This window comes from Enterococcus sp. GPZ-007, from assembly GCF_059374735.1.
The window spans coordinates 1-16,089 of sequence record NZ_JCAFYN010000008.1 but is presented as its reverse complement, the minus strand read 5'-3'; the positions used below and the strand labels follow the sequence as shown (position 1 = coordinate 16,089).

The 16,089-nt window shown below is 40.4% G+C and carries 14 protein-coding genes; 5 read left to right on the top strand and 9 right to left on the bottom strand.

The features are described from left to right. Nucleotides 1-9 precede the first annotated feature (9 nt). The gene (locus AC4J95_RS06255; protein WP_494549101.1) at nt 10-504 is read right to left on the bottom strand and encodes a TetR/AcrR family transcriptional regulator; all 495 of its coding nucleotides are present in this window, start codon (nt 502-504) and stop codon (nt 10-12) included. Between the two features lie 144 nt (nt 505-648). On the opposite strand from AC4J95_RS06255, the gene AC4J95_RS06250 reads away from it, so the two are divergent. Next, nucleotides 649-1,497, top strand: a complete 849-nt coding sequence (locus tag AC4J95_RS06250) for a ketopantoate reductase family protein (RefSeq protein ID WP_494549100.1) — start codon at nt 649-651, stop codon at nt 1,495-1,497. Nucleotides 1,498-1,636: 139 nt separating this feature from the next. Here the strand turns inward: AC4J95_RS06250 and AC4J95_RS06245 are convergent, their stop codons facing one another. Next, nucleotides 1,637-3,712 (bottom strand): DNA topoisomerase III, encoded by a 2,076-nt coding sequence (locus AC4J95_RS06245; RefSeq protein ID WP_494549099.1) that lies wholly within the window; start codon nt 3,710-3,712, stop codon nt 1,637-1,639. Further along, nucleotides 3,651-4,022, bottom strand: a complete 372-nt coding sequence (locus tag AC4J95_RS06240; protein ID WP_494549098.1) for a DUF1033 family protein — start codon at nt 4,020-4,022, stop codon at nt 3,651-3,653. The genes AC4J95_RS06245 and AC4J95_RS06240 overlap by 62 nt, the downstream gene beginning before the upstream one ends. A 244-nt stretch (nt 4,023-4,266) precedes the next feature. On the opposite strand from AC4J95_RS06240, the gene AC4J95_RS06235 reads away from it, so the two are divergent. Next, nucleotides 4,267-5,514: a multidrug efflux MFS transporter gene (locus AC4J95_RS06235; RefSeq protein WP_316402589.1), complete on the top strand. Its 1,248-nt coding sequence runs from the start codon at nt 4,267-4,269 to the stop codon at nt 5,512-5,514. A gap of 60 nt (nt 5,515-5,574) precedes the next feature. Beyond that, nucleotides 5,575-5,823 (top strand): hypothetical protein, encoded by a 249-nt coding sequence (locus AC4J95_RS06230; protein ID WP_494549097.1) that lies wholly within the window; start codon nt 5,575-5,577, stop codon nt 5,821-5,823. 64 nt (nt 5,824-5,887) lie between these two features. On the opposite strand, the gene AC4J95_RS06225 is transcribed toward AC4J95_RS06230, so the two are convergent. The 3 genes from AC4J95_RS06225 to mnmA form a co-directional block, all read right to left on the bottom strand. Then, nucleotides 5,888-7,633 (bottom strand): carbon starvation CstA family protein, encoded by a 1,746-nt coding sequence (locus AC4J95_RS06225; protein WP_494549096.1) that lies wholly within the window; start codon nt 7,631-7,633, stop codon nt 5,888-5,890. A 188-nt stretch (nt 7,634-7,821) separates the two neighbouring features. After that, nucleotides 7,822-10,284: a MucBP domain-containing protein gene (locus AC4J95_RS06220; RefSeq protein WP_494549095.1), complete on the bottom strand. Its 2,463-nt coding sequence runs from the start codon at nt 10,282-10,284 to the stop codon at nt 7,822-7,824. A 272-nt stretch (nt 10,285-10,556) separates the two neighbouring features. Then, nucleotides 10,557-11,675 (bottom strand): tRNA 2-thiouridine(34) synthase MnmA, encoded by a 1,119-nt coding sequence (gene mnmA, locus AC4J95_RS06215; protein WP_494549094.1) that lies wholly within the window; start codon nt 11,673-11,675, stop codon nt 10,557-10,559. Nucleotides 11,676-11,859: 184 nt separating this feature from the next. On the opposite strand from mnmA, the gene AC4J95_RS06210 reads away from it, so the two are divergent. Both AC4J95_RS06210 and AC4J95_RS06205 read left to right on the top strand, forming a co-directional pair. Beyond that, nucleotides 11,860-12,234: a GntR family transcriptional regulator gene (locus AC4J95_RS06210; protein ID WP_494549093.1), complete on the top strand. Its 375-nt coding sequence runs from the start codon at nt 11,860-11,862 to the stop codon at nt 12,232-12,234. After that, nucleotides 12,234-13,610 carry a PH domain-containing protein gene (locus AC4J95_RS06205; RefSeq protein WP_494549092.1) on the top strand — a complete coding sequence of 459 codons (1,377 nt, stop codon included), beginning with the start codon at nt 12,234-12,236 and terminating at the stop codon, nt 13,608-13,610. Before AC4J95_RS06210 ends, AC4J95_RS06205 begins: the two co-directional genes overlap by 1 nt. Nucleotides 13,611-13,653: 43 nt before the next feature. Here AC4J95_RS06205 and lepB read toward each other — a convergent pair whose 3' ends face one another. From lepB to AC4J95_RS06190, 3 genes are all read right to left on the bottom strand, one after another. Continuing rightward, entirely contained in the window at nt 13,654-14,196 is a 543-nt protein-coding gene (gene lepB / locus AC4J95_RS06200; RefSeq protein ID WP_494549091.1) for a signal peptidase I, read from the bottom strand. Between the two features lie 132 nt (nt 14,197-14,328). Further along, a complete protein-coding gene (locus tag AC4J95_RS06195; protein ID WP_494549090.1) occupies nt 14,329-14,934 on the bottom strand; it encodes a metallophosphoesterase in 606 nt (201 codons plus the stop codon). Nucleotides 14,935-15,194: 260 nt separating this feature from the next. Continuing rightward, nucleotides 15,195-15,839, bottom strand: coding sequence for a hypothetical protein (locus AC4J95_RS06190; RefSeq protein WP_494549089.1), 645 nt, complete (start codon nt 15,837-15,839; stop codon nt 15,195-15,197). Nucleotides 15,840-16,089: the final 250 nt, after the last annotated feature.

Sequence of the window (16,089 nt, the reverse complement as noted above, 5' to 3'; positions counted from 1 at the left end):
TAGATTTGTTTAACGAAGTGAATGGGTGATTCTATCTAATTCCTGCGCGATTTCCTTTTCTGAAATATCATTCATTAAGTAATGCTCCAGAAGACCCACAACTCCATGGGCAAAGAAAATACTTGTCAGCTGAGATTGATCGGTCATTTGCGCCATAAGATAATTAATTTGAAAACGCGCGAAGAAGCCTTGCTTGTCTGCGCTGAAAAGTCGCTTTAGACGATCGTGATGTGCCGAGATATATTCGAAGGTTCTCTCTAATTTACTCTGGTTGCTAGCCTCGTCATTTCGATCGCAATAATTGAACAACTCCTGCATTTCATAAGCGATACTCTTCTCCAGCAAATCATCCTTATCAATAAAATGAAGATAGAACGTGCCGCGATTAATATCAGCTTCCTGACAAATCTGGCTGACTGATATTTCTTCATAGCTTTTTTTCATTAGAAGCTGATAGAAAACTGCCGTAATTGCGTTTTGAGTTTTGCGTTTTCGTCGATCCATCATTATACTCCAATCATTTATTGATTTCTGTTCAATTATCAACACAAAAGACATTTTGTTGATTGAAACTTCTGAATAGTCCTCTTATTATAATGTACACAAGTTGATTAATCAACACTTGTTGATTAAGAAAGGAGTGAAGATATGAAAATACTCGTTTACGGTGCTGGTATTCAAGGAAGCTATCTCGCGCATTCGCTTATTAAAGGCAACAATCAGATTACACTCTTAGCACGAGGTCAAAGAAAAAAAGAGTTGCAAAAAGATGGATTGGTATTGCACCATTCCCTTCAACGTAAGCAAACAAAAGACACAGTACAGGTAATCGAAACACTTCAGCCTGATGATCACTATGATTTGATCTTTGTGACGATGAAGTACAGCGATTTTCCGACAATCATTGAACCGTTGGCAGAGAATTGCAGCTCAACGATTCTTTTCATTGGCAATCAGATTGACGCCACTGGGTTAGAAGCTGAGTTACAACAAAAAAGTAAACAACCAAAAGAAATCTATTTCGGCTTTCAACTGACTGGCGGAATGAATACTGATAAAGGGATCACTGTTCTGCGTTTTGGGAAGGGACAGATGAAAATCGGTTCGCTGCACACTAAGTTCGATATTACCCAAATTTTGGATGAAGTGTTTAATGGAACGAATTATGCTTGGCGCTTTGAACCAAAAATGGATGATTGGTTGAAGAGTCATGCGACGATGGTCATGGTCCAGAATTCTTTTGAGTACCTTTATGATTTTTCAGCCGTTGCTATTCGAAAAAGTGCCGACCTTTCGATACTCTCTCAAATACAAAAGGAAGGAATCGGACACTTAAAAGCTGCCGGGATTCAAATTTTGCCTAAGGGACAAAATACTATGTTTCAACATCCCCTTCTTGCCAAACTCTTTTACACACTCTATTATCGCTTGCCGATTAGTAAAATGGTTCAAGGTAATTTTAAAGAAGTCTATGATTTGATCATTAATTTTGAGTAATACCATATAGAGCCTAGCCCTAGACTCGACTCTGTGTTACAAGCCGCAAAAGAAAAATACGAAAAAAGCCAAGGACAAGTATCCTCGGCTTCATAAATGAGTAAAACCGCCAAGTCCATTCGGGCTTGGCGGCTGCTATTTAGTCTTGGTCCTTCATTGCTGCTTTTAGCGCTGCAGCTAATGGACTTTCTTGTGGCTCTTCTTGATCATTAATCTTCTTCAATAAACGACGTTCTTCGTGTTTCGTCATTTTCTTCGAGCGTTCCTTTTTGTCTAACATCTTTTCTGTTGTTCCGTCATACTTGCAACGGAAGTAAGAACCGTTCTTTCCATCAATGATCTCCATTTTGCGATGGCATTGTGGACAGCGATGATTCGAGACTTTTGGATCTTTACGGCGACGATAATTACACTCTGGATTGGTACAAATGTAGATTTTCCCATCGCGGGTGTTTTTTTCTCGTAGTGGTGAACCACACTCTGGACATTTCTTGGCTGTGATTGAGAAGTCTTGATATTTTTTATCACTGTGTTTGACTTCACTGACTAATTTTTTGGTATCCGCCTCGATCTCCTGAAGAAATTGCTTGCTGCTGTATTTGCCATTGGCGATCGATTCTAATTGCTTTTCCCATTTTTCAGTCAGCTCTGGCGTTACTAATGATGGATTCACTAGTTCCAGCAATTGCTTGCCTTTCGGTGAAACCAGTAATCCTGTATTCGTCCGTTCCATCAGTTCTGATTTGATCAGTTTCTCGATGATTTCCGCCCGAGTCGCTGGGGTACCCAAGCTATGCTTTTCCATTTGAGCCAGCAATGTTCCTTCATTTAATGGCTTCGGCGGTGTGGTTAAGGCTTTTTCAATCGTAAAATTCGGTACGATCTTCATCCCATCTGTCCATTGAACAGCTTTCTTCGCTTCTTCTACCGGTTTCCAGCCAGCCACTAAGACTTTGCTCTGGCGGAAGGTGAAGGTTTCCTTTTGGAATGTTACTGTCACTTTTTGTTGACTTTCTTTGTGAGCATCAGCAAATAACCCTAAGAAGCGAGTCACGATCATATTGTAGATGCGTTGTTCATCGGTCGACAACTTTTCAAAGCGTGGGCGCTGTTCTGTTGGGATCAAGGCATGGTGGTCCGTTACCTTGTTATCCTGAAACACGCGTTTTTGCTTCACTTGTGCGCCGTTCTTGATATAGGTTTTGACCTCTGGCGCAAAGTCGATCACTGCCTGCAAACGTTCCTTCATGGTCGCCTTCATATCGTTGGTCAGATATTTACTATCTGTTCGTGGATAGGTCACGATTTTATGCGTTTCATACAAGCTTTGAACCAATGACAAAGTTTTTTTCGCAGAAAATTGATAACGGGCATTCGCTTCCCGTTGGATTTCAGTTAAATCATAAGGCAAAGGTGCTGGTTCTGTCTTTTCTTTTTCTGAAATGTCAGTGACTGTCCCTTTTTGCTGAGACAGTTCTTTGACTAGCTTTTCAGCTGCTTCGCGATCTGTGATGCCATACGGATTTTTTTGATTGAGCTTAGCTTTCTGTCCATCGACTTCTAAAGAAATGACGAAATAGTTTTGCGGACGGAATTTTTCAATCTTCTTCTCTTGCTGACGGACCATCGCAAGCGTCGGTGTTTGTACCCGACCAGCAGACAGACTGTCTTCATATTTTACCGTTAATGCACGTGTCACATTCAGTCCGACTAGCCAGTCCGCTTTTGCACGCGCCAATGCAGAGTAATACAAATTGTCATACTCTTTAGCAGGCTTTAGATTTTTGAAGCCATCTTTGATCGCCTTCGTAGTTTGAGAAGAGATCCATAACCGCTTAACTGGTTTTTCAAATCGGACATATTCTAAGATCCAACGTGCAACTAATTCTCCCTCACGTCCGGCATCGGTGGCGATAACCGCTTCTGAGATATCCTTGCGCTTAGCCAGCTGCTGAATTGATTTTAATTGTCCACGTGTCTTCGGCAAAGGTTTGATTCCGATATGCTTTGGTATCATCGGCAAAGTTTCCATTTGCCAGCTTTGCCACTCCTTATTCAGATCCTCTGGCATTTTTAGACTCAATAAATGACCAAGGGCCCAAGTCACAACAACATTGGGTCCTTCAAAGTAATTCTTATTCTTTTGATTGGCGTTAAGCACCTTGCTCAAGTCTCTTGCAACACTTGGCTTTTCCGCTATAATTAGCTGTTTCATAAAATTCCTTTCTGCTGTCAACCGTTAATGGCTGCTCATCCCTTAATAGCGCCAGTCCCCAATACTGCTGCAAATAATCATCACACTCTTCACACCAGCGTTCGTCCTGTTCTTTCCAAAATGCGCTTAAATAGTTATGTTTTGCATTGCTATATGTATTAGTCTTTTGGAGCTCGCTCCAACGATGTTCATAATATGCTACAGCCGCGTCAAAATCCTCAAAAGCCGCGGTCTCTTGAATATCCTCTTGCCATTCTTCAAAGAACCACCAAGGTTCATTATCGCCATACATGGTTATTACTTGATACATCCCGCTACCCTTCTTTCCATCTCAATCATAAGTTTCATGAAATAAAAATTCAAGAATAATGTTTCCAGCTGAAACAAATTCAAGAAAAATCCAGATATCTACAAAAATTTTGCAGAAAAAAATTGATTTTTTCTTAATTCTATCGTACCACAATGCGGAAGAATTTTATATGACTCTTTAGAGAGTTATAATGAAAAACGGTTTTTGAAAATTTCATAGAAATTGAAAGAAGGCATGTTTTAGCTTGAGTAAAATCAAAAATAAATTATTTCAACCTCGTCCCACTTGGCAAAAGAATCTGATCGTTTTATGGTTTGGCACTTTCATGGCTGGCATCGGCTTCAGTCTGGTCATGCCGTTTATGTCCCTATACATTGATTCATTAGGCAGCTACACGAATCAGCAATTAAACTTTTGGAGCGGGATTACCTTTTCTTCGACTTTTTTGATCACCGCGATCGTTTCACCTTTATGGGGGCGATTGGCTGACCAAAAGGGCCGAAAGCTCATGCTGCTGCGCGCTTCACTTGGTATGGCGATTGTCATCAGTTTGATGGGCACTGTTGGAAATGTCTATCAACTGATTGGTCTGCGCTTGCTTCAAGGCGTCTTTTCCGGGTACATCAGTAATGCGACTGCCCTCGTAGCCACAGGAACTCCACGAGAAAAAAGCGGACAGGTGCTTGGGACTCTGGCAACCGGTGCTGTCACTGGAAACCTGCTGGGCCCATTAGTCGGCGGTGTCACTGCTTCAATATTTGGTTATCGTCTAACCTTCTTTATCACCGGCAGTATCTTGTTTTTAGTCTTTCTACTAAGTCTTTTCTTCGTACATGAAGAATTTACCCCAGTTGAGAAAAAGGATATGCTTCCTGCGAAGGAAATCTTTCATAGTTTGAAATATCCGCATGTTGTGATCGGTATGTTCATTACGACTCTGATCATTCAAGCTTCAAACAATTCGATCAGTCCGATCATCAGCCTTTATATTCGGCAATTGATGCATGGTCACGGAAACATTACCTTGGTCAGCGGGATCATCGCGTCGATTCCTGGGATCGCTACCTTGATCGCCGCACCTCGCTTTGGTCGTCTTGGTGATAAAATCGGCAGCGAAAAAGTACTAGGGATTGGCCTGATCTTTGCCATGTTGGTCTTTCTACCCATGTCGATCGTTACCAATGTCTGGCAGCTAGCTTTTTTACGGTTCTTGGTCGGTATTTCAGATGCCTGTCTATTACCTGCTGTGCAAGCCTTAATCACAAAATACTCACCACAAGAAGCGGCTGGCAGGATTTTCAGCTACAATCAATCCTTCCAAGCAGCAGGAAATGTTGTCGGTCCGATGATCGGCTCCAGCGTGTCTTCGATCTTTGGTTATCGTGGTGTCTTTATCTCTACCTCCGCACTCGTGTTGACAAATTATCTGCTAGTTCATCATAATACGAAGGAAATTGACGAGAAGTTGCAGGAATCGCAACAAGCCCATTAATTTCCAAGGCTTATTAATGGCAAGTTTTTCGTTAGTTTTTTATACTAGAAAAGGATTCTAATGAAAGAAGTGAATAATATGCTTGATGGACAATTAAAATTTCTCGACTTTTTCCTTAACAATACGATAGAAGGAAAAGAAGACGAGGCAAAGGAAATCTTGATCAAAAGCTTTGCTGATCAAAAAACAGATGCTTTGAGCTTGCAGGAGTTTAAACAGCTTCAGGAAAGACTTTTTCCTTTGATCAAACCAGAAAAATTAAATGAAGTGAAAGTCGCTATGGCGCATTTTGCCCAAAGCCTTTCATAGAAAAAAATCATCGTCACTTCTCGACGATGATTTTTTTGTGCCTCAATTCTGAGACAATTTATCGTTATTCAGCTACTATTTTCTCAGAGCTTTTCGTTTCTACATTAAATAAAGAACGCAGACACTTAGTCGCTACCATGATTCCTAAACCTAGTAACAGGAAGGCGAAAACGAGCTGCAGCCCATCGGACAAGAAGACAAATTGTCCTGCCTTAGGAGCTGCCGGGATCGTTACAAGGTATTGCGTCGCATTGATCAATTTTGTTACTAATCCGTAGATCGACATGCCTAATGCTGTAAAGGTGACTGCCAACATAATCCCCATTGGAATATAGAACATAACACCCGATTTTTTTGAGGTTTTCATATAGACTGCCACAGCGATCATAACCATCGCAGCCAATAATTGATTCGCTGATCCAAAGAGCGGCCAAACACTGTTGTATCCGCCAAGTGCCAACACAAAGCCTACACCCAAGGTAACTACCGTCGCAACATATTTATTGGACAATAATTTCGCCAAGCCCTTTTGCTCAACCCCTTCTTCATAGAAGAATTCCTGCAGCGACATCCGACCAATACGTGCGACTGAGTCCAGAGAAGTTAAAGCCAGTGCCGAAACGCACATCGTCATGAAGGCTTGCGCAACATTCAGCGGCAGCCCAAATTTTGTTAAGAAACCAGCGACTGATCCAGAAAAAATCTGGAAAGGCGTTCCTGCTGGCAGTTGCCCATTTTGCGCAACAGCACCTGCTACTACCAAAGCAACCACCGCCAATACACACTCACACATCATTGCGCCATAGCTGATCGGACGCATATGTTTCTCATTGGTTACTTGTTTAGATGAGGTTCCTGACGATACCAAGCTATGGAAGCCTGAGACCGCACCACAGGCAACGGTGATAAATAGAATCGGAAATAGGTATTTCACATTTCCGGTTGCATCCTGAACCGCAAAACCATTGAAGGCATTCAACTCGACCATCGGTGCTTCCACCAACAGCCCCAAAACAGCGGCGATGATCATTCCCAGCAGCATGTAGGTGCTAAGAAAATCCCGTGGCGCCATCAGCAGCCAAATCGGCATCACAGAAGCTAAGAACAAATACGCGAATACGATCAAAAGCCATGTCTGTTTGTCGGCAAAAATTGGGAACATAATCCCAATAGCCAGTGTCACCAGCAGAACAGCGATTCCAAAAACATGCATCAGAATTCCCTTTAAATGAACCTTCTTCATAAAGAAGCCGACCGCTACAGCGGAAATGATAAACAACATCGAGATCGAAGCCGCCGAGGCATTAGCTGTATTTACTGCTGCTGGAACGTCTGGCGTCAATCCATTGAATGTCGTTGCAACGATGTCGCCAAATGCCGCAATAACTAATAGAGCGAACAACCAGCAGAATAATAGAAACAGCTTCTTCCCAACTTTTCCAATGTATTTTTCAATAATCAAACCAATTGATTTTCCTTCATTTTTGACCGACGCGTATAACGCTCCAAAGTCATGTACAGCTCCGAAAAAAATCCCGCCGAACAGAATCCATAAAAAGGCCGGCAGCCAGCCAAACATCGCCGCAATAATCGGACCAGTTACAGGCCCCGCACCCGTAATCGATGAAAATTGATGACTAAACACGACAAAAGCCGGTTCTGGAACATAAGCCTCGCCGTCCTCCAAGGCAATCGCTGGTGTCACAGCCTTAGGATTAATTCCCCACTTTTTTTCCAACCAACGAGAATAAACAAAATAAGCAGCGATAAAACAAATAATTGCAAATACTAAAAGAACAACACCATTCATACACTCACCCAACTCTCTTCATTTTATAATAAATATTTAATTAGTATATTCCCACAACTACATGTGGATGTAAAGAGAATCATTCTAATTTTCAAGAATTTTCTGTAAATTGATTGAGTGAACATTTTTCTAACTGTGTATTGTGCAGAAAAAAATAGCCCTATTAAGGACTATTTTTCGTCATTCGTCTAATTTGTTCTTTTTCCACTTTTGTTTTTGAAAAACCATATAAAGATTGTAAGAGCAACAAGGACTAGCCCAAGAATCGTGGACCATTGATTCGTTGCTTCGCCGGTGCGAGGCAATATCTTTTGAGCTGAACTAGGGAAAGTTTTCTTAGTATTTAGATTATTCTTAGTACTAATATTCGTCTTATTGCTACTGTTGCCTTTGTCGACCGGTTTATTCAAATCTTTGACAATATCTTTACTGTAGACAAACGTTGTTGTTTGGTTAATGTCAGACAACATTCCCTTAAGCTCACCTTTAGCTTCTTTGAAAGTATAGCCTTTGATGGTTAATTTGTAGTCGCTACCTGAAATATCATATTTATCGCCAATATTTCCAGATATTGTTTTTGATTCGGCTAAGGTCTTTCCATTTTCATCCTGGTAATTTACTGTTAAATCTTTAGCTTTGATTGATGTTTTATTTTTACTGTAGACAAGTGTAACTGTCTGGTCCACAACAGATAAAGTGCCTATTGCTTCACCTTGAACTTCTTTAAAAGTGTAGCCTTCAATAGTTAATTTGTACTCAGCAGCAGATACATCATAGCTGTCTCCAACATTTCCAGAAATCGTTTTCGACTCTGCGATAGTTCTTCCTTCTGTATCTTGATAGTTAATCGTTAGGTCTTTCGCTTTTATCACACTTTTATCCTTGATATAGACGAAAGTAACCGTCTGTTCAGTGTCAGATAGCTCGCCTACCATTTCTCCTTGAACATCCTTGAAAGAATAGCCATCGATCGTCAGCTTATACTCGTCACCGGAAACATCATAACTGTCTCCGATATCTCCAGAAATCATTTTTGTTTTGGCTAATGTTTTGCCAGCTGTATCTTGATAGTTAATAATCAGGTCTTTGGCTTTGATCGTATTTTTATCTTTGCTATACACAAATGTTACTGCCTGTTCAATATCAGATAGCTCACCTATCAAGTCTCCTTGGACTTCTTTGAAGGTGTAGCCTTCAATCGCTAGTTTATATTCATCACCTGAAACATCATAACTGTCTCCGATATCTCCAGAAATCGTTTTTGTTTTGGCTAATGTTTTGCCATCTGTATCTTGATAGTTAATGGTCAGGTCTTTGGCTTTGATCGAATTTTTATCTTTGCTATACACAAATGTTACTGTTTGCTCAACATCAGATAGCTTTCCTGTGGGCTCTCCCTTTATTTCTTTGAAGGAATATCCCGCAATATCTAACTTGTATTCATCAGTAGAGACATCAAAGACCTCCCCGATGCTACCAGAAATAGTTTTCGATTCGGCGATTGTTTCGCCATCGGTATCTTGATAGTTAACAGTCAAGTCCTTGGCTTTGACTGAATCTTTTTTGTAAATATAGGTAACTGTTTGTGGATCATTTTGAAATGTTCCGACAGCATTTATAGGAAGTTGATTGGTATCAAGCTGGTAGCCAGGGATATCCAATTTTAAATCACTTGTTGTAGTATCGTATGTCTCTCCTAATGAACCAAACAATTTATTCTCTTTGTGAATCGAGTTTCCTAATTCGTCATGATAATTTACCGACACGAAAGCAGCCCAAACATAGGTATCTGGATTTGATCCATCATATGTCCGAGTGAATTCTCTAGTCGTTGAGTAATATTTCTTTGAATTTACTCCGATCCACCCTTTTGTAATTGCACCTGATTCAGCATGTTCAGGCAGCCCGCTGCTATCCGACTTAAAGGGAGTAAAGTTGCCGACTGTAATACTGTAAAGATTTACATTTGAAGCATCAAACATATTATAGGCTGAAGTTGTTCCATTTTTCCCAAAGCTTTGAATATTAAGCACCTTTAGTGCCGGGCAATTATTAAACATCATGTAGTATGAATTGGCACTAGATGTATCAAACGTAGATAAATCTAAATTAGAGATACTTCTACAGCCATTAAACATAGCGGTAAAGGTTACCACCTTAGATGTATCCCAAGAGGATAAATCCAAGCTTTGTAATGAAGAACAATTTCTAAAAACGTACATCATTCTCGTCGTCTTAGAAGTGTTCAAATAGTTTAAATTCTGAATATTTGTAACATTGCTTAGTCCATCGAATAAGTAATTAAGATAATCACCCGCAATAATCTCGCCAGAAAGCCTTACTTCCTTTATCAAGCTGCTATACTGTCCCCATGGAGAAGCAATGAAATTATTAGGTAAATTCCCACTATCAATAGTCAGAATACCATCTGAAGAGATTCGCCAGTTACAGGTACCCAAAACTCCAGATGCAACATTTTCTGCTGCTTTATTCACATTATTCTCTGCTACAACAGCGACTGTTTGATTTTCCTGCGCATAGACAAATGTAGGTGTTGTAAGATTGATTATCATTAATACACAGACGCATAATGGGATAAAGCGTTTTAAATTTTGAGCAGCCGACATTTCTCTTTTTAATTTTGTGTTCACGTCTTGATCAAGTTCCTCTCTATTAAAAGTAATATTAATTAAAAAATATTCTAATCTATTTCTTATTTATAATCAAGAAGCATTTATAAATAAAGTTTGACATTAATTATATAACGCATGTTATAGTATTCGGGTCGCTGATAATTATATCTATATTATTAGAGAATAAAATATCAGGAGTCAGCGTTCCCCTTTTCTTTAAGTGTAACCACAAGGAATACTTATTCATAAAAAAGAGACCACTCTTTGCAGAGCAGCCTCAGTCATTCTATCTAGATATATTGTAATTCTTTTGCTTCTTGATAAGCATGATCAATCAAGCCGCCGCCTAAACATTCCATGCCATCATAGAAAACAACAGCTTGTCCTGGCGTAATAGCACGAACTGGATCGTCGAAGATTACTTCTGCCCGATCGTCGTCTAATAAACGAACCGTTACAGGGACATCTTGCTGACGATAACGGAATTTTGCGGTACATTTGAATTTCTTTGGTCGGTCTTCGTTCGTCGTGAAGTGGATTTCACTTGCATCTAAGCTTGTCGCATAGAGCGCTTCGTGATGGAAGCCTTGACCGACATATAACGTATTGGTAGATAAATCTTTCCCAACAACGAACCATGGATCATTGGTTTTTCCACCGCCGCCGATTCCCAAGCCTTGGCGTTGGCCGATAGTATAATACATCAACCCATCGTGGGTACCCTTTTCTTCACCGTCTAAAGTGACCATCTTGCCTTTTTTCGCTGGCAAGTAGTTGCTTAGAAATTGCTTGAAGTTCTTTTCGCCGATGAAGCAGACGCCTGTCGAATCCTTTTTCTTGGCAGTGGCTAAGCCAGCGCGTTCAGCAATTGCACGAACTTCTGGTTTTTGCATGCCGCCTAAAGGAAACATTGTCTTAGCTAATTGTTCTTGTGAAAGTTGACTCAAGAAATACGTTTGATCCTTGTTGTTGTCAACACCACGCAGCATATGAACCACGCCATTTTCGTCTTTTTCGACTTGAGCATAATGTCCGGTAGCTACATAGTCCGCACCTAAGTCCATCGCATAATCTAAGAAAGCCTTGAACTTGATTTCCTTGTTACACATCACATCTGGATTTGGCGTGCGGCCTGCACGGTATTCCGCTAAGAAATATTCAAAGACACGGTCCCAATATTCCTTCTCAAAGTTGACAGAGTAATAAGGAATGCCAATTTGGGCAGCGACTTTCGCCACGTCCTTATAATCTTCTGTCGCGGTACAAACACCATTTTCATCAGTGTCGTCCCAATTTTTCATAAAAATGCCGACTACATCATAGCCTTGTTCCTTTAACAACAAAGCTGTTACAGATGAATCGACGCCGCCGCTCATTCCTACGACGACTCTTGTGTTGCTGTTAGACACAGTATCACCATCATTTCAAAATAGATTTCCGAAAACTCTACGATTTGAAGGTCGCAACTTTTCAGTATGTCGCATTATACAACATAAATCTTAAATTTTCGATAGATAATTCTTTGAGGACCAATTTTTATTGTCTTTTTGTATTGTTTGTATCAATATAAATAATACAAAGGAGGGCGAATACATGATCTTAGAAATTGATCCTCATTCGGAAGAACCGATCTATTTACAACTACGCAAGCAAATTATTATCGGTATTGCTCGCGGCGAATTAAAACCAAACGAACAGCTGCCAACCGTCCGGCAATTTGCGGATGAACTGGGTGTTAATACGATGACGGTCTCAAAGGGGTACCAGCAATTGCGGGAAGAAGGCTACTTGATTACCGATCGCCGCAAAGGAACATTGGTTGCGCCCTTACCCGTCACTACTAAACAGACCAGCGAAGAAAACCTGACTTTACTATTGGCCGAACTTTACTTAGCCGAACCTGATGAAAATGCAGTTCAAGAAAAAGTTCAAACGATTTTGACGAGTTTCAGAAAGGATGATGTCTGATGCTATCCCCATTTATTTTGATTATCTTAATTTTTTGCAATTTTATCATGGCATTTACGAACTCGCTGGCAGCTAAGCCCCACAATTATGTGATCGTGGAAAATACTTTTCCAGCGGATAGGATCGATGATCCGCAAGTGCTGGCTTTTAGAAAAAACTATCGCAAACGTCAATTTCAATTAGCTGGAATCTTGACGGTTTTAGATTTAATTTTGCTAATTCCGATGAAGGATTCGATCTTCATGCTTCTTTTCTTCATTCTTTTATATATCACTCTTGGTGCGGGCTATTTGCTGAAAATTCGCTATATTCGTAAAGGTCATCAGCTGATCGTAGACAACGATTGGCAATTGACGGAGCAGCCAATCCAGATTGATACTAAGCTCGTGCTGGAAAAAAACAAAAAGATCGTTTCGCCCTGGTGGTTTATTCTTTCTTTTGCGACGCTCATTTTGTTTTCGCTTTTGCTCTTTCAAAATGATCTGCAAAATGTGGCGTGGATCTTGTCTATCACTGCCGGAATTGTTTTAGCCTTGTTTGTCTTTGTTTGGTGGATCATTCGTCGACTGCCGGTTCGTGCTTTGACAGACGATCAAAAAATCAATCAGCAATACAACGACCTGACAAAATTTTACTGGTCAGCCTTTGCGGTAGTCACGAGCTTTGTCATCAACCTAATCATTTACATTCCATTATTGACGATGCAGCTGAGTGCGCGCTTGTTTAACGGTTTGGTCATCGCAGAGTTTTTATTGGTTTTCCTTTTCTGCGGCGCCACAGTCTGGTGGTTACTGCAGCTGCGAAAAAAACAGGACCAATTATTAGCGCAAACACCAAGTTTTCGTTATGCCGGTGATGATTATTACTGGCGCTATGGCTTTTACATTAATCCAGACGACCATCGTTTTATGATCCCTGATCGTGTTGGTTTAAACATCACTGTGAATCTAGGAAGGATCGGCGGCAAAATCTTTCTCGCCATTGTGCCAATCATTTTGATCATTGCCATGATCATTACGGTTGTTCCTTTGTACATTTTGGATTATCACCCTGATCCACTGACCTACGAAGTAAAAAGCGACTCTCTTCTCTTGGACGGTCCTTTTACGAGAGAACGACAAATTCCATACGATGAGATGGAAAAAGTAGCTCTGCTAAATCAGCTCCCCGATTCTGGTTTGAGGACTAACGGAATGGCAACAGAGAATTACGCCATCGGCAGCTTTAAAATTAACGGTAAGTCCGCTTCCCTCTTCGTGGATCACCAATCGAAGCCGATCCTGCAGATTAAGACGAAGGAACGAGATTACTATTACACCAACACAGATTCCTCTGTAACAAAACAGGTCTATCAAAAGGTTCGAGCACATCAATAACAAAAACAAATCCCTCTTCATCTATTTGAAGAGGGATGACTTATTAATCTACGACACCGATCCGATTGATCGGCCAAAAGACAAATTTTACATTGGTCAAAATATCTTTTTGATTGATCATTCCGATGATTCGACCATCCTTTGAAATGCGCCGATTATCACCTAAAACAAATAGCTGACCTTCTGGGACCTTCTCGTAACCAAACAACCCTTGCAGATCAAAATCAAAGGTCAATGGCTGTCCATCTGTCAGTTTTCCCTTGTACTCATCCAAATAAGGCTCATCATATTTCTTGCCGTTAATATACAGCTGATCATTTTTGTAAGCCACAGTATCTCCCGGCAAGCCGATTACACGCTTCACATAATCAGCGCCAGGATCATCGGGTGCTGGAAAAGTCACGACATCAAATCGATTGATCTCCGCATGCTTCAGCCCAAACATCCGCTCTCCATCATTTAGATTCGGCTTCATGGAATCCCCGATTGCCTCAACAGGTGTAAATACATAATGACGCAGCGCGAACACCGCACAGAGCATGACCACGTATAAAAGAACTGTTTTCGCTATTTCCTTCGCTTTCATTTTCATCCTCCTTTAAATATTTTCCGTTATCGCTTACTTTCAATTTACCACAGTCAATCTATCGTGAATACCGCTAGTTCACTTTTCACAAGGATTTTAAAAAATAAGACATCGATTCCTCGATGTCTCTCGTTATTTCAATTTCTTTATCTCCGCTTCCTTATAAGCCGCAATCTCATCGATTAAATTCTCGGAGATTGGAGTGCCAAATGGCAATGGTGTCTTCAAGAAGTCTCGCTCGGGAGCGTCCACACCAACATTGATATCTTCTGCGATTGGCATACTGTAATTGTGGATGTGTCCATGCATATTGCGAATATTCGTTGTTTTTCCCAGCAGCATCGGGTAATGAGTTAGATAGTATTGATGATGATTGAACTTGACGATCGCTCCGACATCATGGAATTCAAATTTATTCTCCCCATTTACGAGCTTTGGATCATGCGCGGCTAAATATTTGAAAAACGTTCGCGTATCATGATTGCCCTTGATAAAAACGATCTTTCCTTTTAACTGTACTAGCTGATCCAGGATATCTGGAAAGCCCTTCTCATATAACGGATGCATCGCCACATCGCCCATATGATAGACCGTATCCTTCTCATTCACTACGGCATTCCAGGCATTGATCATTTGCTGATTCATCTCTTCAACCGTATCAAATAAGCGTGGCGCAAAATCATTATTGCCTAAAAGATTCTCGTGAAAGTAATGGGTATCTGATATAAAATATTTCATTCTAATCACCTACAAACGAATTCTATTTCTTATCTTCATTTTACCATCTCTCCTGAAAAAATGCGCTCATTGCGAAAAGATCGACTGACAGCTAGCTCCTGCTACGGTCTTTTTTTTCTAACAACCAGAAAAAATTTTATTGTCGTACGCATACGATCCAACGAAAGCGCACCTAACTTACCTGATCCGTTAATCTTTATTTTCCTCGAACAAAAGTAAACTGTGAAAAGTTGGACTCGCAAATAAACAAGGCCACCGGATTATACCTGGTAGCCTTGTTTTTGCAAGAGTGATTGATATTTCATTTTGATGATCGTAATGACCGCTTCTAGCTGGGTTAAATCTTCAACTTTGGTCGCATCAAATTCCTTGGTTCGTTTAAAAGATTTCCCGGTATCGATTAAATGGAAGATTTGATTCCATTGCTCAAATTCAGAGAGGTTATTGAGATTAGCGATCGGAAATGCTGCGCCATCACAAATCTCCCACAAACGGAAGACTAAAAAGGCTGTGTCGATCACTTCCATTCGTTTCTTTTTCTTCTTACATCGAATGATGACCCTTTCAGGATTGTATTCTAAATACCAATCTAGAAGAATAAAAAAAGCTTTCCAGCGATAGGTATCGCGGAACATTTTCTGCGTGTCGGGCATATCACGAAAAATCAACGGAACCAAATACTGTTTCTTATATTTCAAGCAAGGGATCCCATCGATAAAGTAGTCAACGTAGCGTGTCAGATAGCTATTTCCTTCGTAATCGCTGATATAATAGTCTTCTACACCATATTTTCGAAGCTCTTTCGTCAGGTTGGCACAGTCTTCAATTGAGACGGTTAGCCCTGACAAGAGACGGAAATCAGAAATAATTTTGTGATGCTCGATCGTGTGTATCTTGTGAACCAACTTCTCACCTTCATTCCAACAGTATACTACTATCAGTGTACCATAATCTTCATAAATTTAATCAGATCAACATTAAAAATTTTTTAGAAAAAAAGATGAATATAGCGAAAAAGAAAGTGAATTATAATCACTTGACCGTTAATCACTTTTTTCGAGCACAGTCTATTCGTTATATCTAATAATTAAATAAGCAACGTTCTTAATTGTCTCCGTGGTGCTTGATTGTCTTTTGCTTTGTCGCGACTCCATA